The 24664-nt window shown below is 68.0% G+C and carries 23 protein-coding genes; 14 read left to right on the forward strand and 9 right to left on the reverse strand.

The window, feature by feature from the left end:
* Positions 1 to 111: 111 nt before the first annotated feature.
* Positions 112 to 531 carry a DUF2177 family protein gene (locus ACQ4WO_RS18090; RefSeq protein ID WP_436482625.1) on the forward strand — a complete coding sequence of 140 codons (420 nt, stop codon included), beginning with the start codon at positions 112 to 114 and terminating at the stop codon, positions 529 to 531.
* Here the strand turns inward: ACQ4WO_RS18090 and ACQ4WO_RS18095 are convergent.
* The 3 genes from ACQ4WO_RS18095 to ACQ4WO_RS18105 all read right to left on the reverse strand — a co-directional run bounded on the left by ACQ4WO_RS18095 (position 512) and on the right by ACQ4WO_RS18105 (position 2714).
* Positions 512 to 1462, reverse strand: a complete 951-nt coding sequence (locus ACQ4WO_RS18095; protein ID WP_436482626.1) for a PP2C family protein-serine/threonine phosphatase — start codon at positions 1460 to 1462, stop codon at positions 512 to 514. The genes ACQ4WO_RS18090 and ACQ4WO_RS18095 overlap by 20 nt on opposite strands.
* A 148-nt stretch (positions 1463 to 1610) precedes the next feature.
* Complete coding sequence (locus tag ACQ4WO_RS18100) at positions 1611 to 2063, reverse strand: glycine zipper 2TM domain-containing protein (RefSeq protein WP_128142712.1); 453 nt, start codon at positions 2061 to 2063, stop codon at positions 1611 to 1613.
* Positions 2064 to 2183: 120 nt separating this feature from the next.
* Entirely contained in the window at positions 2184 to 2714 is a 531-nt protein-coding gene (locus ACQ4WO_RS18105; RefSeq protein WP_128142713.1) for a GNAT family N-acetyltransferase, read from the reverse strand.
* Between the two features lie 175 nt (positions 2715 to 2889).
* Between ACQ4WO_RS18105 and ACQ4WO_RS18110 the strand changes: the two genes are divergently transcribed.
* The 5 genes from ACQ4WO_RS18110 (at position 2890) to ACQ4WO_RS18130 (ending at position 9510) form a co-directional block, all read left to right on the forward strand.
* Positions 2890 to 4338, forward strand: coding sequence for a M20/M25/M40 family metallo-hydrolase (locus ACQ4WO_RS18110; RefSeq protein WP_436482627.1), 1449 nt, complete (start codon positions 2890 to 2892; stop codon positions 4336 to 4338).
* Between the two features lie 238 nt (positions 4339 to 4576).
* On the forward strand, positions 4577 to 6124 hold the full coding sequence (locus ACQ4WO_RS18115) for an ABC transporter substrate-binding protein (RefSeq protein ID WP_436482628.1): 1548 nt from the start codon (positions 4577 to 4579) through the stop codon (positions 6122 to 6124).
* 64 nt (positions 6125 to 6188) lie between these two features.
* Positions 6189 to 7127: an ABC transporter permease gene (locus ACQ4WO_RS18120; protein WP_436482629.1), complete on the forward strand. Its 939-nt coding sequence runs from the start codon at positions 6189 to 6191 to the stop codon at positions 7125 to 7127.
* Positions 7124 to 7909 carry an ABC transporter permease gene (locus ACQ4WO_RS18125; protein WP_436482630.1) on the forward strand — a complete coding sequence of 262 codons (786 nt, stop codon included), beginning with the start codon at positions 7124 to 7126 and terminating at the stop codon, positions 7907 to 7909. Before ACQ4WO_RS18120 ends, ACQ4WO_RS18125 begins: the two co-directional genes overlap by 4 nt.
* Entirely contained in the window at positions 7903 to 9510 is a 1608-nt protein-coding gene (locus ACQ4WO_RS18130; protein ID WP_436482631.1) for an ABC transporter ATP-binding protein, read from the forward strand. The genes ACQ4WO_RS18125 and ACQ4WO_RS18130 overlap by 7 nt, the downstream gene beginning before the upstream one ends.
* Here the strand turns inward: ACQ4WO_RS18130 and ACQ4WO_RS18135 are convergent.
* The 4 genes from ACQ4WO_RS18135 to gshB all read right to left on the reverse strand — a co-directional run bounded on the left by ACQ4WO_RS18135 (position 9507) and on the right by gshB (position 15613).
* Positions 9507 to 10271, reverse strand: a complete 765-nt coding sequence (locus ACQ4WO_RS18135; protein ID WP_436482633.1) for an SAM-dependent methyltransferase — start codon at positions 10269 to 10271, stop codon at positions 9507 to 9509. The genes ACQ4WO_RS18130 and ACQ4WO_RS18135 overlap by 4 nt on opposite strands.
* A 43-nt stretch (positions 10272 to 10314) precedes the next feature.
* Positions 10315 to 12348, reverse strand: a complete 2034-nt coding sequence (locus tag ACQ4WO_RS18140) for a TonB-dependent receptor domain-containing protein (protein ID WP_436482634.1) — start codon at positions 12346 to 12348, stop codon at positions 10315 to 10317.
* A 245-nt stretch (positions 12349 to 12593) separates the two neighbouring features.
* Entirely contained in the window at positions 12594 to 14648 is a 2055-nt protein-coding gene (paaZ, locus tag ACQ4WO_RS18145) for a phenylacetic acid degradation bifunctional protein PaaZ (protein ID WP_436482635.1), read from the reverse strand.
* Positions 14645 to 15613: a glutathione synthase gene (gene gshB, locus ACQ4WO_RS18150; protein ID WP_436482636.1), complete on the reverse strand. Its 969-nt coding sequence runs from the start codon at positions 15611 to 15613 to the stop codon at positions 14645 to 14647. The genes paaZ and gshB overlap by 4 nt, the downstream gene beginning before the upstream one ends.
* 273 nt (positions 15614 to 15886) lie before the next feature.
* On the opposite strand from gshB, the gene ACQ4WO_RS18155 reads away from it, so the two are divergent.
* The 8 genes from ACQ4WO_RS18155 to ACQ4WO_RS18190 all read left to right on the forward strand — a co-directional run bounded on the left by ACQ4WO_RS18155 (position 15887) and on the right by ACQ4WO_RS18190 (position 22078).
* The gene (locus ACQ4WO_RS18155) at positions 15887 to 16303 is read left to right on the forward strand and encodes an acyl-CoA thioesterase (RefSeq protein ID WP_034783925.1); all 417 of its coding nucleotides are present in this window, start codon (positions 15887 to 15889) and stop codon (positions 16301 to 16303) included.
* A 1-nt stretch (position 16304) separates the two neighbouring features.
* Positions 16305 to 16862 carry a hypothetical protein gene (locus tag ACQ4WO_RS18160; protein ID WP_436482638.1) on the forward strand — a complete coding sequence of 186 codons (558 nt, stop codon included), beginning with the start codon at positions 16305 to 16307 and terminating at the stop codon, positions 16860 to 16862.
* Positions 16859 to 17566 carry a peptidoglycan DD-metalloendopeptidase family protein gene (locus ACQ4WO_RS18165; RefSeq protein WP_436482640.1) on the forward strand — a complete coding sequence of 236 codons (708 nt, stop codon included), beginning with the start codon at positions 16859 to 16861 and terminating at the stop codon, positions 17564 to 17566. The genes ACQ4WO_RS18160 and ACQ4WO_RS18165 overlap by 4 nt, the downstream gene beginning before the upstream one ends.
* Complete coding sequence (locus ACQ4WO_RS18170; RefSeq protein ID WP_034783929.1) at positions 17559 to 18281, forward strand: glutamine amidotransferase; 723 nt, start codon at positions 17559 to 17561, stop codon at positions 18279 to 18281. Before ACQ4WO_RS18165 ends, ACQ4WO_RS18170 begins: the two co-directional genes overlap by 8 nt.
* Positions 18278 to 19498, forward strand: a complete 1221-nt coding sequence (locus ACQ4WO_RS18175) for a MalY/PatB family protein (protein ID WP_436482642.1) — start codon at positions 18278 to 18280, stop codon at positions 19496 to 19498. Before ACQ4WO_RS18170 ends, ACQ4WO_RS18175 begins: the two co-directional genes overlap by 4 nt.
* A gap of 36 nt (positions 19499 to 19534) precedes the next feature.
* Positions 19535 to 20143: a flavoprotein gene (locus tag ACQ4WO_RS18180; RefSeq protein WP_128142725.1), complete on the forward strand. Its 609-nt coding sequence runs from the start codon at positions 19535 to 19537 to the stop codon at positions 20141 to 20143.
* A 30-nt stretch (positions 20144 to 20173) separates the two neighbouring features.
* Entirely contained in the window at positions 20174 to 20866 is a 693-nt protein-coding gene (locus tag ACQ4WO_RS18185) for a glutathione S-transferase family protein (RefSeq protein ID WP_230516199.1), read from the forward strand.
* A 66-nt stretch (positions 20867 to 20932) separates the two neighbouring features.
* A complete protein-coding gene (locus ACQ4WO_RS18190) occupies positions 20933 to 22078 on the forward strand; it encodes an acyl-CoA dehydrogenase family protein (RefSeq protein ID WP_436482643.1) in 1146 nt (381 codons plus the stop codon).
* Between the two features lie 25 nt (positions 22079 to 22103).
* Here ACQ4WO_RS18190 and ACQ4WO_RS18195 read toward each other — a convergent pair whose 3' ends face one another.
* Together ACQ4WO_RS18195 and ACQ4WO_RS18200 are read right to left on the reverse strand one after the other, a co-directional pair.
* The gene (locus ACQ4WO_RS18195) at positions 22104 to 22991 is read right to left on the reverse strand and encodes a LysR family transcriptional regulator (protein WP_128142727.1); all 888 of its coding nucleotides are present in this window, start codon (positions 22989 to 22991) and stop codon (positions 22104 to 22106) included.
* A gap of 242 nt (positions 22992 to 23233) precedes the next feature.
* A complete protein-coding gene (locus tag ACQ4WO_RS18200) occupies positions 23234 to 24628 on the reverse strand; it encodes an SLC13 family permease (RefSeq protein ID WP_436482707.1) in 1395 nt (464 codons plus the stop codon).
* Positions 24629 to 24664 lie beyond the last annotated feature (36 nt).

Genomic DNA, 24664 nt, shown 5'->3' on the forward strand with positions numbered 1-24664 from the left:
TATTTTGATATGTCATAGACTTGCTTCCCTATCCATGCGCGCCTGGCGCCGTTTTTTGCATTATGCTGGCGCAACAGTTCCCCACGCGCCGCCTGACGCCCAGAGATGACCATGCCTGCCCAACGCCCGCTCCAGCTTGCCATTGCCTATGGCGCCACCTTGTGTGTGTTCCTGACCGTCGATGCCTTGTGGCTGGCCGTGCTGATGAAGCCCGTGTACGCCGCGGCGCTGGGTCCGTTGCTGGCGGACACGCCACGCTGGGCGCCGGCCGTGCTGTTTTATCTGCTGTATGTGGCGGGGCTGGTGGTGTTTGCCATCTTGCCCGGCTTGCGCGCGCGCCGTGGACGCACGGCGGCGGCGCTGGGCGCGCTGCTCGGGCTGCTTGCCTATGGCACTTATGATTTGAGCAACTATGCGACCTTGCGCGACTGGCCGCTGGCCTTGACGGCGATCGACATGGCGTGGGGCAGCGTGCTGTCGGCGGTGTCGGCAACGGCCGGCTACCTGGCAGCTAGCCGATCGGGACGGTGAACTCCGCCTCGAAGCGCAGCGCCAGCATGGTAATGTTGTCGCTATGCAAGCCTTTGGGCGGATGCAAGAGAAAGTCGTCGAACAGGGCGTTGACGGCCTGCGCCGCAGTCTTGCCGGCGCACAAGGCGGGCCAGCGGGCCGTGAGTGCCAGCGGATCCTCGCACGCCCAGAAGCCGTCGCTGGCCAGCAGATAGTGGGCGCCGGGACGCACGCGCAGCACGCGGCGGTCGCCCAGGTGCGCGAGGAAGGGCGGCAAGGTGGCCGCGTCGAGACCCATTAAGGGCTTGTCGAGCTGCAAGCTGTCGCTGATGGCGTTGCCTAAAATAAAGGCCTGCGAGATTTGCGGATGGTGTTCGCCATGCACGGCGGCGCGCCAGCGGGTCTCGTCGAGTGCGCCGCGCATGGCGTACACGGTGGCCGGCACGTGGTCGACGGTGAGGATGCTGGCCACCCCGTCGGCAATTTCATACAGGCGCGAATCGCCCACGTGATACAGCAGCGGCGCTTCGCCGGGCGGTACTTCCAGCAAGGTCAGGGTAGTGCCGGGCGGACGCGCCTGGGCTGGCGCGGTCCTGGCGAAGGTGTCCTGCAAGCGCGTGTGCAACTGGTCGAGCCAGGCTGCCAGGCTGGCCGTGTCGAGACAGGCGGGCATGGCCAGCAAGCCTTGCACGGCCGCCTCCGCCGCTTCGCGCCCATGGCCGTGGCCGCCCATGCCGTCGAGCACGGCGGCGCGCACGTGGCCGCGCGGCCAGCCCGGCACCTGGCAGTGGAACGGCGCCTGCCGCGACAGGCACACGGCGTGGCCGCTGGCATCGATCAGCAGGAAGTTGTCCTGGTTTTCGCGGCGCGGCATGGGCCCGGCGCCCACGCTGGTGCCGGCGGCGGCATCGAGCCAGGGGCCGAAGTCGAGCCCGTCTTTGATTAAATGCATCGGTTGTGCGGTCCAGGCGGCCAGCAATGTTGATCATAGGACACAGCTTAGCCGAAATCGTGCGGTGGCGATACGTTGCCTATTCATTAAAAAAACCTGCGGCAGCAGACTGGCGCAGGTTTTTCATGGTGCAAGTGCAAGGCGGTGCTTAACGGCGATGGCCCCAGCCATGGCCGTGACCGTGGCCGTGACCACGGTCATAGTAGTCGCGGCGGCCATAGTCACGGTAGTAGCCGCGGCCCGGCTGCACGTAGACGACAGCCGGCGGGCCGTAGTAGCGCGGTGGCGGCGCGTAGTACACGGGCTGTGGCGCCGGGGCGTAGTACACCGGTTGCGGCGCAGGCGCGTAATAGGTTTCGCGGTAGCCGCCGCGATAGCCGCCACGGTCGTAATAACGGTCATTCGTGCTGATGCTGTTGCCGACGGCGGCGCCCAGCACGCCACCGACGATCGCGCCATTGCGCCCGCCGGTGCTGTTGCCAATGGCCGCTCCGACAACGGCGCCTGCAACGGTATTGAAGTCGCGGTCACCGGCGACTGCGGCCGAAGACACAGCCACTGCCGCTACCATTACCGCACCCAGGAGTTTCTTGTTCAACATGGCATTTCCTTCCATTCCGGCGAGATCACAATGATCTGCATGAAGTGGACTATATCTGCTGCCGCAAGCCTGTTCCATGTCTAATACAACTTATTACAATCCCGCCGCGGCCGTAACAAGTCAGCGCCGGCGCGCCTGCCATTCGGGACGCAGCAGGCTGTACATTTTGACATCGCGCATCACGCCATTGATAAAGAAGGCCTGGCGTATCAAGCCTTCCTGGGTAAAGCCGTTCTTTTGCGCGATGCGCTCGGAGCCGATGTTCAGTGGATCCATCAGCAGCTCCAGCCGGTGATACGGATAGGCGCTGAACAGATAATCGACCACCAGGCGCGTCGCTTCGCTCATGTAGCCTTGCCCGTCGCGCTGCCGGTCGAACAGGCGGTAGCCGATTTCGCGCGAGGCTGGCGTGCGGCTCTTGAAGTGCGTGATCGTGCCGATGATGTGCTGTGAGTGATCTTCGATGAGGAACAATTCGCTGTCTTCGGTGACAAAGCCCGATTGCAGGAAGTCGCGCCGCATGGCCTCGGGCGACTTGAATTGCATGGAGAAAAACTCGCCACGCGAGGGCAGGTCGTTGACGAGGGAAATATAGGTATTCAGGTCGGCGGCCTGCAAATGCCGGATGGTGCAGAGGGTTCCCTTGAGCATGTCGGTTTCCGGTAGCGATCACGAATCCTGATGGTAATCGACTCCGGGGGAAACAGGCAATCGATCCCGTAAAAGTTGCTGCAATGACAGAACAAATACGCTATCGTAGAAAGCCGCGCCTTGCCCATGGTCAAGGCGTACCCGCTTCGACCTCGTTGACTGGAACTGACATCACATGCCTACCATCCTGACTGGCGCGCCACTGCGCCGTTCCGTTTTATCCCTTGCCCTTGGCTGCATCGTCAGCGCCGGGGCCTTTGCCGCCGCGCCAGGCAATACCCCGCAAGCGCTGGCGCAGGTGCGCGACACGGCGCTGCAAAGCGACTGGGCCTATGCCCGCCTGGCCGACATGACGGATCTGATCGGCCCGCGCCTGTCCGGCTCCGCCGGCGCGGCCGCCGCCGTGCGGCAGGTGGCCGACGCCATGCGCCAGCTGGGCGCCAGCGTCACCCTGCAGCCCGTGAAAGTGCCGCACTGGGTGCGCGGTGTGGAAACGGCGGAAATCGTCGACTATGCGGGCCGTCCGCAGGGCGTGTCGCAGCGCGTGGTGCTGACGGCCCTGGGCGGCTCGGGCGCGACGCCGGCCGCCGGCCTGACGGCTCCGCTCATCATCGTCAAGAGCCTGGAAGAACTCAAGACGCGCGCGCCGGAAGTGAAGGGCGCCATCGTGCTGATCGACACGCCGTTCGACCAGGAGATGGCCGAGCGCGGTCTGGCCGGCGTCACCTATGGCCAGGGTTCGCGCTCGCGCTTCCTCGGGCCGAAGGCGGCGGCCGACCTGGGCGCGGCCGCTGCGCTCGTGCGCTCGATCGGCGGCGCGAACTTCCGCATCCCGCACGCGGGCGCCACCGGGCTGGACGACAACAAGCGCATCCCGGCCGCCGCCGTCACCGTGGAAGACGCCTTGCTGATCGGCCGCCTGGCCGCGCGCGGTCCCTTGAAAATGCACCTGACCCTGACGCCGCAAAACCTGCCGGAAGCGGACAGCTACAACGTGATCGCCGACTGGCCCGGCACGGACAAGGCCGACGAAGTGGTGGTGGTCTCGGGCCACCTCGATTCCTGGGACCTGGCGACGGGCGCGCATGACGACGGCGCCGGCGTGGTGGCGGCCATGGGCGTGGTGGAAACCCTGAAAAAACTCGACTACCGCCCGCGCCGCACCATCCGCGTGATCGCCTGGATGAACGAGGAGAACGGCGGGCGCGGCGGCCAGGCCTATTTCGAGGCCCACAAGCAGGCGCTCGGCAAACAATATGCGGCCATCGAGATGGACAGCGGCGCCGGCCGCCCGTTCGGCATCCTCGCCAGCGTGGGGCCGAAGTCGGAAAAACTGTTTGCCCCGCTGCGCGCGGCCCTGCAGCCGATGGGCGCGCACGCGTTCACGCGCCGCGACGCGCTGGGCACGGGCGACTTGCACCGCCTGGAAACGGGCGGCGTGCCCAGTTTCGAGCCGCTGGTCGACAGCCACAGCTACTTCCACTACCACCATACGCCGGCCGACACCCTGGACAAGGTCGACCCGGATAACCTCAAGCGCAACGTGGCGCTGATGTCGTCGCTGGCCTGGTTCCTGGCCAATATCGACGGCGAGATCGGCCGCGCGCCGGAACAGGGCGAGTAAGCGCCATAGCGCGGGCCGCTGCCTTGCCGGCGCGGCTGCGCGCATCCCGGCCCCTCAGTTTTTCAGATACCAGCCCTCCGTAAAGACAATTTGCCTGGCCTGGGCGGCAATCATAAGATATGCAGCTGCAAATAATTCTCATTTAGTTGGGAATGCTGTGCAGCACACTCGCCCGGCCCATGGCGGCCGGGGTTTGCCTCTCTTCTGATTGTCAGGAACGCTGGTGCCCCGTCTTCGCTTGCTTTTTCCCCTACTCCTGGCCGGCTGGCTCGCGTCTGCCGGCGCCAGCGCGCAGCAGCCATCGCCGGCGGCCCCGCGCATCGAACGCTGTACCATCGCCGACGAACAGGGCGACTTCGGCTTGCCCACGCCCTACACCCATGCCAGCGGCGGCATGGGTTATACGCTGACGAGCCTGATTTTCGATACCCTCGTGTGGCGCGATGCCAGCGGCAAGCTGGTGCCGGGGCTGGCCAGCGCGTGGCGCGAAAGCGCCGACCACCGCACCATCGACTTCACCTTGCGGCCCGACGCGCGCTGGCATGACGGCAAGAGCGTCACGGCGGCCGACGTGGTGTTTACGTTTGCGTATTTGCGCCAGCACCCGCATCCGCTGTTCGATCTTGGGGCCATCGACGGCGTGGACGACCTGGGCAAGGGGCGGGTACGCGTGCGCCTGAAGCGCGTGTATGCGCCGTTCGTGGCGCAGCTGGCCGGCTCGGTGCCCATCCTGCCGCAGCATGTATATGCGCGTCTGGACGACCCCCAGCGCGTGAAACAGGCCGACATCGTCGGCAGCGGCCCCTATCGCCTGGGCGCGTATGACAAGGCGGCGGGCCGCTACCTGTTTACGGCGAACGAAGCGTACTATCTGGGCCCGCCCAGGGTGCGCAGCCTGCTGTTCCTGCGCATGCAGCCTTCGCTTGCCGTGGGCGCGCTCAAGCGGGGGCAGGTGGACATGATCCGCAGCCTGCCGGCGCCGCTGGCCGCCGAGGTGGCCCGTTTCGCCACCGTGGTCAGCGCGCCCTCCGGCCATCCCGTACGGCTGCGCTTCAATCATGCGCGTGCGCCGTTTGACGACAAGCGCCTGCGCCAGGCCATCGCGCGCGGCATCGACCGGCAGGAGCTGCTGCGGGTGGTCGAGAACGGGCAGGGCGAAGTGTCCGCCGGACGCTTCGTGCGGGGCAGCATCTGGCAGAGCGGGGCGCCGTTCGATGCGTATGCCTACGATCCCGCGGCGGCGCGCCGCATGCTGGCGGAGCTGGGCTACCGTGCCGCGTCCGATGGCCGCCTGCGCGACAGCGGCGGCAAGCTCTGGGTGCTGGAACTGGCGGCATCGCGCAGCCTGTCGCGGCCAGCCAGCCAGCTGGCCGGCCAGCTGGAAAAGCTGGGCATGGAAGTCAACGTGCGCATCATGGACAGCGGCATCCTGGGCGCGCGCATCGCCGCGGCCGATTTCGACCTGGCCCTCGTCAGCCAGGGCAGCAATGGCGATCCGGAAAGCATGCTGCGGCAAACGGCGGGCAACGGCGCCTACAGCGACGCCTTCCGCCGCGCCGATCTGCTCGAGCTGCTGCAGCAGCAGGTCGGCACCGTCGACGTGGCCAAACGGCGCGCCCTGCTCGACCGCGCCCAGGCCATCTATGCCGAGGAGCTGCCGGCGTTTTTCCTGTATTCGCCGCAGTGGATCACGGCGGCCAATGCGCGCCTGCGGCCGTGGTTCACGCCGGGCGGCATCGCCGTCGGCATTTCGCTGCCGCTGAACAAACTGATGTTCGTGCAGTAGACGGGGGCCGACGCTGAGCGCTTTATCGTTCACGGGCCGGCGCGCCGCGGGCTATGCGCTGGCCTTGCTGGCGCTCGTCAGCCTCGACTTCGCGCTGCCGCTGCTCATGCCCGGCGACCCCGTCACGGCCCTCCTGGGACAGGATGCGCTGATCGAACTCGATGCGGCCGAACGCGGCGCCCTGCTGGCGCGCCATGGCCTGGGCGGCGGGCAGCCGCTGTGGCAGCTGTACCTCGAGCACCTGGCGCAGCTGCTGCGGCTCGATCTTGGCTACTCCATCCGCCACGGTATGCCGGTGGCCGATTTGCTGGCGCAGCACCTGCCGTGGACCGTGCTGCTGGTGGCCTGCGCGCTGGCGCTGGCCCTGCTGCTGGGCGTGGTGCTGGGCATCGAGGCCGCGTTCGCGCAGGGCAGGGCGATGGACCGCGTGCTGACGGCCGCCACCCTGGCGCTCGACAGCATCCCGCCTTTCGCCCTGGCGATGGGCCTGGTCATGCTGTTTGCCTATGGCTTGCAATGGCTGCCCAGCAATGGCGCCATGGCGCCGTTTTCAACGCAGACGGGCGCTGGCGCCTGGCTGGAACGCGCGCAACACCTGGTGCTGCCCGTGTGCGCCATGGCGCTGCCGGCGGCCGCCGGCGTGTTCCTGAGCGCGCGCGCCACGGCCGTCGCCGTGCGGCAGCGCACCTTCATGGAGCTGGCCCGCGCGCAGGGCGTGGGGCCGTTCGCCTTGCGCTACCGCCACCTGGCGCCCAACGTGCTGGCCGTCGTGCTGTCGCGCCTGGGCGCCGTGGCCGCGCGCCTGGTGTCGGGCGCCGTGTACGCGGAAACCGTGTTTGCCTATCCGGGCATCAATCTGGTGCTGACGGACGCCATCGTCAAGCACGACTACCCGCTGGTGCGCGGCGCCCTGCTGGCAACGGGGCTGCTGCTGTTCGCCATGAACTTGCTGGCCGACGCGCTGGCCGGCCGCCTGGCGCGGCGCGCGCAGCGCGCGCCATGAACGCCTCCGTGCGCGCGGGAGCAACGCTGCTGCTGGTGCTGGCTTTCCTGCTGGCCGGCGCCAGCTGGCTGCAGCCGGCGTCCGGCGGCGCCATGGATGCCGTGCTGGCGCCGCCCGGCGCCATGCACTGGCTGGGCACCGATGACCTGGGCCGCGACGTCTTGCTGCGCCTGGCCGCCGCCGCGCTGCCCACCTTGGGCATCGGCATGGCCGTGAGCGCCGCCAGCATCGCGCTGGCCGTGCTGCTGGCGCTGTGCGGGCTGGCCTGGCCCGCGGCCGATGCGCTGGTGCTGCGGCTGGCCGACCTGTTCAGCGCCTTGCCATCGACCTTGCTTTTCATCGTCATCGCCTCGGCCATGCAGCCGGGCGTGCCGGCCCTGGTGGCGATGCTGGCGGTATTCGGCTGGGATGCCGAATTTCGCGCGCTGCGCCTGCGCCTGCGCCAGGTGTGGCGCCAGGAGAGCCTGGACGCGGCGCGCCTGGCGGCGGCATCGGGCACGTATCTGCTGCGCCGCCACGTGTGGCCGGCCATGGCGGGACTGCTGGCCGTGCAAGCCGTCGCCCTCGTGCGCCGCGCCGTGTTCCACTACGCGGGCTTGGCCTTCCTCGGGCTGGCCGATCCGCGCACCGCGACCTGGGGCGGCATGCTCAATGAAGCCATGCCCTATCTTGCCCATCCGGATGCCCGCGCCTGGATCCTGGCGGCGTGGCTGTGCCTGGCCATGCTGCTGATCGCGCTGGCGCTGCTGGGCCAGGGCCTCGACGAGCGCGCGCGATGCTAGCGGCCGCCTCTTTCTGCGTCGAGGCCGATGGCCGCCAGCTGCTGCGCCAGTTGCACTTCCAGGCGCGGCCCGGCGTGCCGCTGGTGATCATCGGCGAATCGGGCGCCGGCAAGAGCACCCTGGCGCGCGCCTTGCTCGGCATGGCGCCGGGGCGCGTCAGCGGCAGCTTGCGCGTCGGCGCCATGCAGCTGGTGGATGCGGACGGCGCGGCGCTGCGGCGCTGGCGCGGCCGCCATGCGGGCCTGGTGCCGCAAGACGTGCACGACGCCCTCAATCCCCAGCACACCGTGCTGACGCAGGTGGCGGCGCCGTTGCGGCGGCATCTGGGCATGCGGCGCGGGCCGGCCGAACAGGCGGCGGGCGACTTGCTGGTCTCGCTGGGCCTGGCCGAAAACCTGCACCGGCGCTATCCGGCCCAATGCAGCGGTGGCCAGCTGCAGCGCGTCCTGCTGGCGGCGGCGCTGGCGCCTTCGCCGGCACTGCTGGTGCTGGACGAGCCGACATCCGCGCTCGACCCTGACACCAGCGCGCTGGTGCTCGGGCGCCTGCGCGCCGAAGCGGCGCAGCGCCAGCTGGTGGTGGTGACGCACGACCTGGAACTGGCGCGTGCGCTCGATGGCGACGTGCTGGTGCTGTATGGCGGCAGCGCCGTGGAAACGGGACCGGCCGCGTCGGTGCTGGCGTCGCCGCGCCATCCCTACACGCGCGGCCTGCTGCGCGCCTGGCCGCGCGAGAACGGCAAGGACTTGCAGGGCATCGCCGGCACGCATGAAGAGTGCGCGCGCGGCTGCGCCTTCGCCAGCCGCTGCAGCCAGCGTATCGCCCGCTGCGCCGAGGAGGCGCCGGCGCTCGACGCCACGGGCGTGGCCTGCCTGCGCGGCGGCATCGTCACCGTGCTGTCCGCGCGCGGCGTGCACAAGCGCCTGGGCGGGCAAGCGGTGCTGGCGGGCGCGGACCTGGAGGTGCAGTCGGGCGAGACGGTGGTCATCGTCGGCGCGTCCGGCGCGGGCAAGTCGACCCTGGCGCGCATCCTCGTTGGCCTGCAGCAGGCCGATGCGGGCACAGTGAGCACGCCGGCGCCCGAGGAGGGCGGCGCGGCGGCGGGCGTCGCCTATGTGCCGCAGCATGCGGGCGCCTCGGTGGCCAGCCATTTCACGGTGTTCGAGGCGGTGGCCGAGCCGCTTGTCATCGGGGGCCGCGACAGCGCGGACGCCTGCCGCGCGGCGGCGCTGCGGGCGCTGGCCGACGTGCGCCTGCCGGCCACGCAGGCCTTCCTGGCGCGCGCGGCGCGCAGCTTGAGTGGAGGGGAATTGCAGCGCCTGGCCATCGCGCGGGCGCTGATCGCCGATCCGGCCGTGCTGGTGGCCGATGAACCGACGGCCGCGCTGGACGCCTCGGTGCAGGCGAAGGTGCTGCGGCTGCTGCTCGACGTGCAGGAGGCGCGCGGCCTGGCCCTGCTGCTGATCACGCATAACTTGCCTGTCGCCCGCCATGTGGCGGACCGCATCGTGCGGCTGGAAGGCGGCCGCTGCGCGGTGTTGCCAGGGCCGCAGGACGGCCCGGAAGGCGCCGCGCCAGCGCTTTGGATGCGCCTGGCCTAACCCAGGAAATCGCCTACATACACCAGGTGTTCGAATGGCGGTTTTTCGTTCTCCGTGCGTGCCAGCACGGTGTCCAAGGTGGCGCGCAGCACGGCCTGTTTCGCGTCGGCGCCCGCGTGCGCGACGATGGCCAGCGGCGTGCTGCCGGGCAGGTGGCGCGCCAGGCGTTCGACCAGCGAAGGCAGGTCGGCGCGCATGGTAAAGAAGACCAGGGTGGAACCGGTGGCGGCCAGCTTGTCCAGGGTGTCGCTGCCCGTATAGTCGTCGCGCGTGTCGGCCGAGGCGGCGATGATGACGGAACGGCTGTGCTTGCCGCCCGTGACATCGCGGGCCAGCGCCGCATTGGCCGCATTGAAGCAGGAGATGCCGGGGATGACGATGGGATTGAGTTCGCTGAACTCGCTCAGGTAGCCCGATTGCGGCCCGAAGATCATGGCGTCGCCATAGTCGAGTACCGCGACGGTCTTGCCGGCCGCCGCTGCCGCATGGATGATGTCGCGCGTCTGTTTTTCCATGGCGTCGACTTCTTCCTCTGGCGTATCGCGCCGGGCCAGGGGACTGAACAGGCCGTGACCGGCCTTGTGCTGCTCCTTGCCGCTGAGCAGTTCGGCAAATGCTTCGAGCAGGCGCGGGATGCCGAACACGATATCGACGCCGCGCAGGGTTTTCTGCGCCTTGACGGTGATGCTGTCAGGGTCGCCGATGCCGGCACTGACAAGGTACAGGCCGCAGCGTGTGCCCGCTTGGGTGGTATGGGTCATGGTTCTCTTCTCTTCAAGGAGGGTTGATTGGAGGGGGAATCGCTTAAAACTGGTAATTTGCGCTGACGCGCACGTCGCGCCCCGGCTCCGGCAGGATATTGCCGGCGCCGCCGTCGAGCGAACTGTGGCTCGTGTAGCGCTTGTCGCCCAGGTTGCGCACGGCCAGCGCCAGGCTCAGGGCGCGCAGCGCGTCCGGCTGCCATTGCAGCTGGACGTCGTGCAGCACGTAGCCGGCGCGCTGCACCGCCGCTTTCGGCACGTCGTCCAGGCGCCGCACGGCGTTCAGGGTATAGCCGGCCGCGAGCCCGGGCAGCACCTGCCACTGGCTGTCCCACGTCAGGCGGTCGCCCAGCGCCGTGCCCACGCGGCGCGCCGGGTTCAAGGGCTTGCCGCCCACCGTGGTATCGGCCAGCACCACGCCGACGGAGGTGCCGTAGCCGCCCCGCTGCCAGCGCGCCTTCCATTCCCAGCCCTTGGAGCGCAGGGTCTCGGGCATGTTGCGGAGATAGGCGGGATACACGACGCCCTGGCCGGCCCATTCGATCAGATTGGCAATGCGGGTGTCGAAGTAGCCGAGGCGTACGGTCAGGTGGTCGCCGTTCTGCAGCGTATTGGCGCCTTCGTACTGCAGACCCGCTTCGCGCGTGGCGGAGGTTTCCGGCTTGAAGGGCTTGCCGTTGTTGAAATTGCTCTTTTTATCCAGGCTCGTGAGGAAGCCGATGGGGATGATGCCGCTGGCGCGCACGGCTTCGCCATAGCTGGCAAAGGCGCCCACGCCGCCGCCCAGTTCCAGCTCGGCACCCGCGTTCGGCGACGTCTTGCCGCCCTTGACGGTGCGCGGGCCGAAGGCGGTATGGTAGTGATCGTGGCGCACGCCCAGCGACAGCTGCAGGGCTTGCCAGCGCATGCGCTCCTGCACGAAGAGGCCCAGATTGCGCGCCTGCGTGGATTTGCGGCCAGGCCCCAGGATGGCGGCGCCCAGCACGCCGTCGGTGACGCCTTCCTCGTCCATGAAGTCGGCGCCGGCCGTCAGGCGGTGCTGCGTGCCGGCCAGGGCCAGGTGCGCCGTGTTGCGCGCGCTGCCGCCCCGTTCCGTCGTCCTGGCGCTGCGCGCCTGCGTCACGTCTTCCAGCGCGTTCTTGTTCAGGTACAGATTGAATTTCCAGTCCAGCAGCGCATTGCCGGCGGGCTGGTAGCGGTGTTCCAGGGTATAGGTGTGGCGTTCGCTGCGCTGGGAGGTGGGCACGGCGTTGGCGGGCGCATAGCCGTTGTCGCTGCCGACCCGGCTGAACAGGTAGAGTCCCGCATTGCGGTTGCGCGCCGCGCCCAGCCGCAGGCTGTGGCCGGCCAGGTCCAGCAAGCTCAATTTGAGCAGGTAGTCGCGGTCATGCCCGGCCGAATTGGGCACGTCGCCACCGCCGCCGATGCGGTAGTTGTCGCGGTTGACGGCGCTCACGTGGGCCAGCAAGCCCACTGCATTGCCGAGCATGCCATACGCGCTGACGGCGCCGCGCCGCGCTTCGTCGGCGCTGGCGTACGCCGCGCGCACGGTCGCACCGGCACGCTTGCCGGGCGCCAGCAAGTCCTGCGCATCGACGGTGTCGAAGCGGATGCTGCCGCCCAGCGCGCCCGGTCCCGCGTCGGCGCTGGGGCCGGGCTGGATATCGACCTGTTTCAGCAGGTCGGGATCGATGCCGCCCAGGTCACCCCGGTGCTGGTGCAGGCTGCGGCCCTGGCGCGCGCCGTCGATGCTGATGTGCAGGTTGGCGCCATCGACGCCGCGCAGGTAGATGCGCTGTGCATTGCTGGCGCCGCCGCCGATGCTGACGGCCGGTTCGCTGGCGAAGACGTCGGCCACGTCCATCGCTTGCTGGCGCTGCAGGGTCTCGCGGGAAATGCGCGTGATGCCGGGCAGGGGCGCGTCCGGCGCGGACTGGCCGATCAGCTTGACTTCGGGCAGGGTCGCCAGCGGCGGCGCCTGTTCGGCTGGCGTGTCCGCCGTTTGCTGTGCAAAAGTGAGGGGGGCGATGGGCAGCGCGCTGGCGCCAAGCAGGAAAAGGGGAACGGCATGTCGCATGGGAAGGTCGTCTTTATCAGAAGGGAAGCCACGGGGAGGGAGGGCGCAGGTGCTGGCCTGCGCAGCGTCAGTCGAATCTGCTACAGCAGCGCTGTCCCGGGACAGGAAGTGGCGCGCCGCGCCCTTCCCGGTCCCTGAAATACCCGGTTGGCTTCATCTCGTCAGCCGCCATTCTGGAAGAGGCGGGCAACCTTGGCTATTTGTATTTCTTGAGCGGCGCCATCAAGAAAGCTGAGGGCTGCGCCTCACAGCCCTGCGCGCTTGGCCACCAGGGTCAGGATGTCGTAGCTGGCCACCAGTTCATCGTTCTGGTTGGTGACCTGCACGTCCCATGACACCACGCCCTGGCCGACGCCCTTGTCGTCGCGCCGCTGGCGGTCGACCTTGCGCTTGCACGTCAGGCGTGCGCGGATGGTGTCGCCGATGCCGACGGGCGCGACGAAGCGCAGATCGTCGAGCCCGTAGTTGGCCAGCACGGGGCCCGGTGCCGGCGACACGAACAGGCCGGCGGCCGCCGCCAGCACGAAATAGCCGTGCGCGATGCGCCGGCCGAACTGCGAATCGCGCGCGGCGATCTCGTCGAAATGCATGTAGAAATAATCGCCCGAGATGCCGCCGAAGGCGACGATGTCCGCTTCGCAGATGGTGCGCCGGTGCGTCAGCAGCGATTCGCCCACTTCCAGCTCGTCGAAATGCTTGCGGAACGGATGCTGCACGCTTTCGCGCACGGCGGCGCCGCGCACGTATTCGCCCGTCACGGCCGTCAGCATGGTGGGCGAGCCTTGCAGCGCCGAGCGTTGCAGGTATTGCGAGATGGCGCGCAAGCCGCCCAGCTGCTCGCCGCAGCCGGCGCGGCCAGGGCCGCCGTATTTCAGGTGGGCCGACGCCAGCACGTCCGTGCCCGCCGCCGCCACTTCGCGTTCCAGCACCAGCACGCGCCCATGCGAAGCGGCCAGGCGCGGCACGGCATACGCGGCCAGCTTCGGATCGCGCGTGGCCAGGGTGCTGGCCAGGCTGCCCCTGCCGCGCGCGGCCAGCGCCAGCGCTTCCTCCACGTCCGCATACGGCATCAGCGCGCAGACGGGGCCAAAGGCCTCGATTTCATGCACGGCGTCGCTGCGCGCGCCGCCGCGGCACAGCAGCAGGGTGGGCGCGGCAAAGGCGCCATCGCGCACGCCGTCTCCCGCCGGCGCGTAGCCGTCCACCTGGCCACAGACGATGTCGCTTTCCTCGGCCAGGGCGCGCACGCGGGCGCCCAGTTCGCTGCGCTGTGCCTGCGATGCCAGCGGTCCCATTTGCACGCCGGCCTGGGCCGGGTCGCCGATCACCACGGCCGCCAGGCGTTCGCGCAGGCGCGCCGTCAGCGCTTCGATCTGCCCGTGCGGCACCATCACGCGGCGGATGGCGGCGCCGTCCTGGCCCGCCTTGACCGTCATCGAACGCACGATGGCGTCGGCCAGCAGCTCGAATTCCGGCTCGCCGCTGCGCACGTCCGGCCCCAGGATGGCGCAGTTCAGCGACGCCGCGCCCAGGCTGACCTGCACCGAACGCGCCAGCAGGTTGGGGTGGTTGCGCAAGGTCGTGGCGGTGGCGTCCGAGCCCGTGAAGCTGACGGCATCGTTGTCCTGCAGCCGTGCCAGCAAGGCATCGGCCGGGCCGATGGCCAGCTGCAGCGCGCCTTTCGGCAGCACACCGGAAGCGTCGATCAGGCGTACCAGCGCTTCGGCCAAATAGCTGGTGCAGGTGGCCGGCTTGACGATGCAGGGCATGGCGGCCAGGAAGCTGGCGGCGAATTTTTCCAGCAGCGACCAGACGGGCAAATTGAACGGGTTGATGTGCAGGGCCACGCCGCCGCGCGGCACCATGATGTGCGTGCCGGCCGCGCCGCCGCGCCGGCACAGCGACATGGCGGGCGCTTCGTGCAGCACATTGCCCGAAGGCAGGCCGCTGGCCGCGATGCCGGCATAGGAATTGAGCACGCCGATACCGGCGCAGATATCCTGCTTGCTGTCGGCGCGCGTGGCGCCGCTCAGGTAGGCGATCGTATACAGCGCTTCCCGATGCTGCTGGATGTGCGATGCCAGCGCCCGCAGGCAGGCCGCCCGCTGCTGGAAGTCGAGCGCCATCAGGGCCGGCACGCCGGTGCGGCGCGCATAGTCGAGCGCCTGCTGCGCGTCGACCGCCTCGGCATGCGTGTGGTAGATCAGCGAATTGTCGATGGCGCTATGCAGCGACAGGCCCGCTTCGCTGCCCATCCAGCGTCCGCCTATCCAGCTTTGCAGTGTGCTTACCTTGTTCATGCTTGTTCCTCGTTCGTGTGCGTGAGCGATGCCGCTGTTTCCAGCGCATCGATGAACATGCCCGCCACGTCGAAACCCGTCTGCTGCATGATTTCGCGGAAGCAGGTTGGACTGGTGACATTGATTTCGGTCAGATGGGCGCCGATCACGTCCAGCCCGACCAGCAACAGGCCGCGCGCCGCCAGCACGGGCGCCAGGGTCTCGGCGATTTCGCGGTCGCGCGCCGTCAGCAAGCGCGCTTCGCCGCGCCCGCCGGCAGCCAGGTTGCCGCGCACTTCGCCCGCCTGCGGTATGCGCGCCAGCGCATGCGGCACCGGCTTGCCGCCGATGAGCAGGATGCGCTTGTCGCCTTCGCTGATGGCGGGAATGTAGCGTTGCGCCATGATGGTGACGGCGCCGTCGCGCGTCAGCATTTCGACGGTGGCACCCAGGTTCATGCCGTCCTCGCGCACGCGGAAGATGCCGGCGCCGCCCATGCCGTCGAGCGGCTTGAAGATCACGTCGCCGTGCTCGGCATGGAAGGCGCGCAGGCGCGACGGCTCGCGGCTGACGAGGGTCGGCGCGCAGAACGGCGCAAATTCCAGGATCGCCAGTTTCTCGTTGTGGTTGCGCACGGCCGATGGCCGGTTGAAGACGCGCGCACCCTGGCGCTGCGCCATCTCCAGCAGGTGGGTGCTGTACAGGTACTCCATGTCGAACGGCGGATCCTTGCGCACCAGGACGGCGTCGAACTGTGCCAGCGGCAGCGTCGTCGCCGCCTCGCGGCGGAACCACGCGCCGGCGTCGTCGACCAGCTGCACGCGTGACGCGTGAGCGCTGACCACGCCGCCTTCGCAATGCAGATGCTGCTGTTCGAACACGTGCAGTGCGTGGCCGCGCGCGGCCGCTTCCTGCATCATCGCGTAGGTCGAATCTTTCTTGATGTTCAACAGCTCGAGGCGGTCAGCCAGGATCGCGATTTTCATCGATGCGCCTTTCATTCAATACGTTGGGGTAGAGGAAACCGGTCGGCCGCGCCAGTGTGCGCGGCAGCCGTGGCGCCATGCGCCGGGTCCTTGTTGCTGGAATATTTCTGCAGCGATGGTAGCGCAACGAACGCCATTCGGCTCCTCAGATATTTGGACGTCGGCCCTCAGATATTGCGTCTTGTGAGGCACCCTCGATCGGTCTTAGCATCATTGGCGAAATGTCACTACCCAAGCCGGCCTGACCGGATATAACCGCCACATGAGGACACAATGATGCGCCGCTCTTTCAAGACCAATCTCGACATCCGTTACCGCGACACCGACTCGATGGGCCACGTCAGCAGCCCCGTGTACTACGAGTACATGCAGACGGCCTACCTCGAATACATGCACCGCATCCTGGAAATTCCAAAGAGCGAAAAGCTGCCGCACATCATGGTGAAAACCGCGTGCGAATACATCGCCCAGGCCAAGTACGGCGACAAGGTGCTGGTGCTCAGCCATGTCTCCAAGTTCGGCGGCAAGAGCTTTGAAATGGAGCACATCATGCACATCGGCGACGAGCAGGGCGTGGTGATGGCCAAGGCCATTTCCGTGCACGTCATGTACGACTATGAAAAGCAGGCCACGCAGCCCGTGCCCGAGTCGTTCAAGCAGACCGTGCTGGCCTACCAGGGCAGCCTCTAAGATGGCGCGCCTGGCATTCCTGCAAGCGCTTGGCGCGCTTGGCCTGCTCGCGGGCGCTGCGGCGGCCGTGGCCGCCAGCGCCGGTGAACCGGTGCGGCGCGTGCTGACGCCGATCGACTGGCCTGCGGCCAGCCAGGCGCGCGCCAGCGCGGCGCAGGCCGACGCGGTGCTGCGTCCGCTGCGCGCCACGGCGCCCCCCGGGCTGGCGCAGGTCAACATCCCGGTACTGCTGCTGCCGGCCGAAGGCGACTGGGGCGCGCCGCGTTTCCATGGCCAGGGCACGGCCTATGCGGCCCTGTATGCGCCGGCTGGTGCGAAGCTGGGACTATTCGGCAGCGCCACGCACCTCGTCGCGCCAAGTGACCTGAAGCTCGAACATGCGGGCGGCGCCTTCGAATCGATAGGCGACGGCGCCGACTACAGTTTTACGCGCTTTGGCGCCGCCTACACGCTGCGCATGAGCTGCGACGAGCCGCTCAAGGACAAGCGCTGCACCGATCCGCAATATCTGGCCGACACGGCGCGTGCGCTGCTGCTCGTGGCGGGAGAACAACCATGATGAAAATGACCGTATTGAATGGCGTGCTGGCCGGCGTGCTCGGTGCGCTGGCGCTGCCGGCACTGGCCGGTAACGATGACCGTTTCCTGCCGCCCGGCGCGCTGCTGCCCGGCAGCGGCAGCGGCGTGGCCAGCACGGCCGTGCTGTACCCGGACATGCGCTTTCCCATCGAGAAGGGCGCGGCCTACGCCAGTTCGCATTTCTATGGCGTGGGCGGCCAGCGCGGCAAGGCAGGCGACTCCTGCGACGACAGCAACTATGCCTATCCGTGGCGCGACAATTTTTGCGAGCTGCGCAAGGACAACCTGCCGTTCTGCCTGTCCGGCGGACACCAGGGACAGGACCTGCGCCCGGCCACCTGCCGTGCCAACTTTCACTGGGCCGTAGCGGCCGACGATGGCGTCATCGTGCAGATCGCGCGTTTCAGCGTGACCCTGCAGACGGCCGCCGGCACCTTGTACCGCTATGTGCACCTCAATACCAGCGACCTGGCCGTGCGCGAACTGCAGCCGGTGGCGCGCGGCGCGCGCATCGGCAGGATCTCGAACAACTGGATCGACAAGCTGCCGATCCACCTGCATTTCGACGTCAAGGACACCATCAAGGTGGGCCAGCAGACCCTGGTGACCTTCGTGCCGCCGTATGCCAGCCTGGTCGAGTCCTACATCCAGCGCAACAAGATACAAGGAGAGCAGCATGAGTGAAACGATGCAAGGCCGGCGCGGGCGCAAGCGGCCGATCCTGGCGATCTTGCGCCAGGAGGCGTCGACGCCGGGCCGCGCCGGAAAACTGCTGCGCGACAAGGGCTTTGAACTCGATATCCGCCGCCCCGTGTGCGGCGATCCGCTGCCCGACACCCTCGATGGCCACGCGGGCGTGATCTCGTTCGGCGGCCCGATGAGCGCGAACGACAGCGACGCGCACATCCGCCGCGAGATCGAGTGGCTGTCCGTGCCGCTGGCGGAAAACCGGCCGTACCTGGGCATTTGCCTTGGCGCGCAGATGCTGGCCAAGAATCTCGGCTGCAAGGTGACGGCGGCCGAGGGCGACGTCACGGAGATCGGCTGGTATCCGCTGAAACCGACGGCAGAAGGCCAGCGCATCATGCCCAAGTGGCCGGACATGGTCTACCACTTCCACATGGAGGGTTTCGAGCTGCCCAAGGGCGCCATCCTGCTGGCCGAGGGCGACGCCTACCGCAACCAGGCCTTCCGCTATGGCGAGAAAGCCTGGGGCATCCAGTACCACCCCGAGCTGACCCTGGCCATGCAGCGGCGCTGGGCCGTGAAGGGTGCGCACCGCTTCCACCTGCCGAACGCGCAGCAGGGAGAACAGCACCTGCAGGGACGCGTGTTGCACGACAAGGCGCTGCGGGCATGGTTCAACGGCTTCCTGAACCGCGTGTTTACCGAAGCATGAGCCGCCAGCCCGCTACCCTGCAGGACGACCTGGCCCTGAGTCTGGACCAGCTGCTGGCGCGCCAGAGTTTCAAGTGGCGCCAGTACCAGCCCGGCGTGCTTGCCGCCTGCGTGGCCGACATGGACCTGGGCACCGCGCCGGCCGTGCAGGCGGCGCTGGCGCAGGTGCTGCAGCGCGTCGATTTCACTTATCCCTTGCGCGACGGACGCAAGGCCGACCGCGCCGTGGCGCACGCGTTCGCCGCGCGCATGCGCCGCCTGTACGGCTGGCAGGCCGAGGCCGACCAGGTGCTGGTCCTGCCCGACCTGGTGCAGGCGACGTTTGCCGCCGTCATGGCCTTTTCCGACCCGGGCGACGGCGTGGTCGTGCAAGTGCCGCACTATGCGCCGTTCCGCGAAGCGGTCGAGGGCACGGGCCGGCGCCTGATCCCGCTGGAAATGCGCGCCGGCGCCGACGGCTACCAGCTCGATCTGGAGCGCCTGGCGCACGCCGTCGATGCCCGCACGCGCGTGCTGATCCTGTGCAATCCGCACAATCCGACGGGGCGCGTGCTGAGCCGCGCGGAACTGGACAGCGTGCTGGCCTTTGCCGAGCGCCATGCCTTGATCGTGGTGTCCGACGAAATCCACGCGGACCTGGTCTACCCGGGCGCGCGGCACTTGCCATTCGCCTCGCTGTCCGACGCGGCGGCCGCGCGCACCGTGACCCTGAATTCGGCCACCAAGAGTTTCAATATCGCCGGCCTGCGTTGCGCCGTCGCACATTTCGGCACGCCGGAGCTGCAGCGGCGCTTCCACGCGCGCCTGCCGGCGCGCCTGACGGGCGCCGTCAACAACCTGGGCGTCGACGCCACCGTGGCGGCCTGGAACGAGGGGCAGCCCTGGCTCGACGCCGTGCTGGCGCACCTGCTGGCCATGCGCGACTACGCGGCCGAAATCCTGCGCCGCGAGCTGCCGGCCATCCGCTTCCACGTACCGCAGGGGACGTATCTGCTGTGGCTCGATTGCGCGGCGCTGGAGCTGGACCAGCCGGCGGCGGACTTCTTCCTCCAGCATGCGAAGGTGGCGCTCAGCCCTGGCGAAGTCTTCGATGCGCGCGCGCCGCACTGCGCGCGCCTCAATTTCGCCACGTCGCAGCCGCTGCTGGCCGAGATCCTCGACCGCATGGTCATGGCGGTGCGCGCGCACCAGCGCCGCCATCTGCCTGCCCGCACTTAACCCGGCACACCCGTGCCACTACCTGGATATGACACCATGGAAACGTCCATCAACAAACACAAGCCGCGCATCCTCATCGGCGTCACGGGATCGCTCGATTCGACCCTGCTGCCGAACTACCTGCGCATCATCAAGGACCACCTCGATTGCGAGCTGAGCGTGCTGATGACGCCGAACGCCACCAACTTCCTCAAGCCGGAATCGATCGCACTGTACGTCGACCGCGTCATCAGCGGCGAACGGCCGCAGGATTGGCCGACGGACAAGCCGGGCCGCCTGGCCGCCGAGCATGACCTGCTGCTGGTGCTGCCCGCCACCGCGAATACCCTGGCGGCCGTGGCGAACGGCTTTTCCGGCAACCGCCTGACCACCGTGATCCTGGCCGCCACCTTTCCCGTGCTGCTCTTCCCCGTGATGGGCGGGCCGATGCTGGCCAAGCCGGCCGTGCAGCGCAACCTGGCGCAGTTGCGCGAGGACGGCTACATCATCATCGACCCCGTCTGGCGCGACCATTTCGACCCGCTGCTCGAGCGCATGCACGGCCACCACTCGCTGCCGAGCCCCGAGCAGGTGCTGGCGCTGCTGCGCGAACGCTTCCCCGCCAGCGGCGTGCAGCGCCTGGCGCTGACCGGCGCCGCGGCCTGACCTGCCACGCCAACCTGAGAGAACCGCATCATGTCCATCATCCTGTACAGCCTGTGCGCCGCCGACCGGCGCCGCCATTATTCGCCCCATGTGTGGAAGATCATCATGGCACTCAAGCACAAGGAGCTGCAGGCCGAAGTGCGGCCCGTGTCCTTCGCCGAAATCGCCGGCATCGAGGACGGCAGCTACAAGAGCGTGCCGGTGCTGAACGACAACGGCCATATCGAGGGCGACAGCTTTGAAATCGCCGTGCACCTGGAACGCGCCTACCCGGATCGGCCCAGCCTGTTCGGCGGCCCGGGCGGCCAGGCCATGGCCCGCTTCGTCGAAAGCTTCAGCCAGACGGTCATCCATCCGCCCGTTTCGGCCATCGCCGCCATGGACATGCATGCGCTGATGTCGCCGGCGGACCAGGCGTATTTCCGCGCGGCGCGCGAGAAGCGCTTCGGCAAGACCCTGGAAGAGGCCTCGGCCACGCGCCACATCGAGCTGGCGGCCCTGCCGGAAAAATTCGCGCCGCTGCGCAGCGTGCTGGCGAAACAACCGTGGCTGGGCGGCGCGCAGCCCCTGTTTGCCGACTACATCCTGTTCGGCGTGCTGCAGTGGGCGCGTATCACCGTGCCGGCGCCGCTGCTGCCGATCGACGATCCCGTCAGCACCTGGTTCGAGCGCTGCCTCGACCTGCACGGCGCCATCGGCCGCTCCGTCGTCCTGTCGGACTGACGGCCGGCGCACCTGCCAGGGCCGCCCGCGCGGCCCTTTTCCTTTCATTGACGAACAAGGCTAACCATGATGTTTACACCGCAACAGGGCGAGATACGCCAGCGCTATGCCGACATCGGCAGCGACATTGCCGCCGGCGCCGCCGCGCGCGCCGAAGGATTCGATTTTGACGGCTGGCAGCGCCTGCGCGACGCCGGCCTGTGGCGCATGATCGTGCCAGGCAGCGATCACGCGGCGGGCGACTGGTGGGGTTTTACCGCCGCCCTCGACGGCCTGTCCTCCACCATCGGCGCGCCGGAGCTGCTGCTGTCTGTCATCGCCCAGGCCGGCATGGTGCGGGGCCTGGAACGGCACGGCACGGAAGCGCAGCGCGACCGCTATTTCGGCGCCATCCTGCGCGGCGACGTCAGCGCCACGGGCATTGCCGAGCCGGGCACGGGCACGGATGTGCGCAGCATCCAGAGCACCTTGCGCGCCACGGCCGACGGCTATGTGCTCAATGGGGGAAAATACAATATCGCGCACGCGCCCATCATGGATTTCGCCCTGATCGTCTGCCGCCTGGCGGACAAGGAAGAGCACAATATCGCGCTGGCGCTGATCGACCGCGGCACGCCGGGCCTGCGCGCCGGCCAGGTGGACGACAAGCTGGGCAACCGCAACCTGCCCACCGGCGCCCTGCATTTCGATGATGTCGCCGTGCGCCCGTCGCAGCTGCTGGGCGCGCCCGGGCGCGGCCTGGGCACCTTGATCGACACCATTTCGCTGGGACGCCTGTATTACGGCCTGGCGGCGGCCAACCTGATCGCGCCCTACCTGGACGAGGCGATGCGCTACGCGGCCAACCGCAGCAGCTTCAATAGCAGCATCGACAACCACCAGTACGTGCAGCGGCGCCTGGTCGATATCCGCATCGGCATGGAACGTTCGCGATGGCTGGCGTTTGGCGCGCTGTCGCAATTGCTGGCAGGCCAGCGGGAAGGGTTGATGAGCTGTTCCATCGCCAAGCTGGTGGGATCCGAAGACCTGATCAACAGCGCCACCAGCCTGGTCAAGCTGTACGGCAGCCTTGGCTATCACAACGGCCGCGTGGCCGAGCTGATGAAAAATGCCCTGGCTTTCGCCAGCGTGGGCGGCACCGAAGAAATGCACCGCAAAAATATCTTCAATCAGATGCAGCGCCTGGCTGGCCAGGCTTCCCGCGCTGGCTGAAGCACTCGCACCGCATATTGGCGGTTCAAGCCGCCAATATGCCCGATTCGCTCAGCGCATCATTGATCGCCTCGAACATCGGCTCTCTGGCGCGCGAAGCCAGGTGCGCGAACAGATTGCGCACGGAGGACTGCGCCACGCACAGGATGTCGATTTCACCGAGGCGCTGGGCTTCCAGCGCCGTGTCGCCATGCAGCAGGCCGACGCCGAGGCGCTCGGCCAGCATCGAGCGGGTGACGCTTTCGCGGTCGATGCTGATGATGCGGCGCGGACGGAAATTGCGCGTCTTGAACAGGTGCTCGGCGGCTCCGCCGCAGCACAGGCTCGATGGCGCGAAGATCCACGGCAGCTCGGCCAGCGCGTTCCAGTCGAGCGGCTCGGTGATATCGAGCATGCCGGCGGGCGCCGCCACGTAGACGGGGAAGCACGCCACTTCGATCGTCGCCAGGTCGTCGTCGGGCGTGCGCGCCTCGTTGTAGAAACCCGCATCGAGCGTGCCGCTGCGGATGCCGTTCAGGGTGCCGGTGGAACTGCCATGTTCCAGCGACACTTCGACTTCCGGATGGTGCTCGGAAAAGCGCCGCACCAGCCGGCCGATGGCTTCGTTGTTGGACTGGCCGCCGACGCCGATGCGCAGCTTGCCGGCCAGGCGGCCCTTGATGTGGTTGGCTTCGTCGAGCAGTTCGCGGTGGATGTTGAGCGTGCGTTCGGCCTTGGCCAGGATGCGCTGGCCGCTGCTGGTCAGGCTCATGCCGCGCGCCGTGCGTTCAAACAGGGTCAGGCCGAGATAATCCTCCATCGCCTTGACATGGGCACTGACTGCGGGCTGGCTCAGGAAGAGCCGTTCGGATGCGCGCGTAATGCTGCCCTCGCGCGCCACCGTGGCGAAGGTTTTCAGGTGATGGATTTCCATGAGGGGCGGGTCCATTAAGTTAAAAGGTGGGTGGAATTTCAGATACTCTTATTTGTTTTTCAACTATGCATTATATGTGATTTTATTAAGAGTACGGCATTAACAATGCCTATAAAATGGGTAATTATTTGTGACTTTTTCCTTCTCCCTGTCGCCGCCGCCATGTGCGGCGGCCCTTGAAACACCGTAAATTGTTACTTTTCGTGAGAAAGTCCGCGCACGTCACTCACCGCGCCGGGACACTACAGCAGGCCCAGCACGTGCCACCAAACGAAGTCCAGCGGCGTGAGTATCAGCAGGCTCAGCACGAACAGGCTCAGGCATAGCCGCGTGACGGCCGCCACCGGCAGGCTGGCCGCCTGCATGGCGAAAATCAGGGGCGGCGCCTGGTAGGGCAGGCAGACATTGGAAAACGCCAGCACCTGCGTCATCAGCACCGTCATCAGCGGCAGGCCCGTGACGGCCGCCAGGTCCTGCGCCAGCGGCGTCATCGTCGCCGGCACGCCGGCCAGGTTGGTCACCAAGGACACCACCGTCGAGATCAGGGTCAGCACGGCCGCGTTCCACAGGGGCGTGTCGGCGGCAAAGCGCGCATGCCGGCTCAGGCCGTGCACCACGGCTTCGCCCAGGCCGCTTTCCGAAATCACCGCGCCCAGGCCCATCACGCCGGCCACGAACAGCAGCGAGCCATAGTTGATTTCCTGGTTCAGGCATTTTTTCGACGTCAGGTCGGCGGCCGGCCACAGGCAGACGAGGGCGGCGGCCAGGCCGACCCAGGCCGGCGACACATGGTGCAGGCCGTCCGTCATCCACAGTGCCAGGCAGACGCCCAGCACCACGGCCAGGCCCGTCTCCTGCGCCGACATGGGGCCTTGCCGCTGCGCCGGCGCGGCCGCGCGCACGGGATCGGCGGCGGGAAACATCCACAGGATCAGCAGCACCAGCAGCACGGACTTGAGGATGCCCAGCACGGGAAAATGCAGCAGCAGATAATTGACATACGAAATCTGCACGCCATACAAATTGTCCGCCATGCCGGACAGGATCATGTTCGGCGCGTTCGACGGCAGGATGGCGAAGGTCGGCAGGAAGCTGGAAAAGCTGGCCGCCATCAGCATGCCCGTGCGGCCGTTGTGGCCCGCGCCATAGCCGATATGCTCGGCCACGGCCATGGTGATGGGAATGAGCAGCACCACGCGGCCCATGCCCGACGGCATGACGAAGGCCAGCGCCACGCTGAACAGCACGATGCCGGCGATGACGCCCGCGTAGCGCCGCCCCAGCATGCGCGACAGGATGGCCGCCGCGCGCTTGCCCAGGCCCGTGTGGCCGATGGCCGCGCCCATCACGGCGCCGCTGAAGAGCAGCCAGAAGGTGGTCGACTGCAGGCCCGAGAACACGGTTTGCGCGGGCGCTATCTTGCACAGCATCGCCACCAGGAAGAAGGCCAGAGCCGGCCAGTATTCGGGCACCAGGGCCGTGGCCCACATGCTGATGCAAAAGACCAGCAGCGCCACCACGCCGGCCATCGGGGCCGGCAGGTAGAGCGAAGCGGCCAGGCCGCTGGCGAAGGTCAGCGCGGCGATGGCGGCCAGCGCGCGCAGGCGCGCAGCGGGCAGGGGAAGGGCGAGGGACACGGACTTCAAGGCAGCACTCCTGGGCGCGCCGGCGCG

This window comes from Janthinobacterium aestuarii (genome assembly GCF_051380835.1).
GTDB lineage: Bacteria > Pseudomonadota > Gammaproteobacteria > Burkholderiales > Burkholderiaceae_D > Janthinobacterium > Janthinobacterium aestuarii.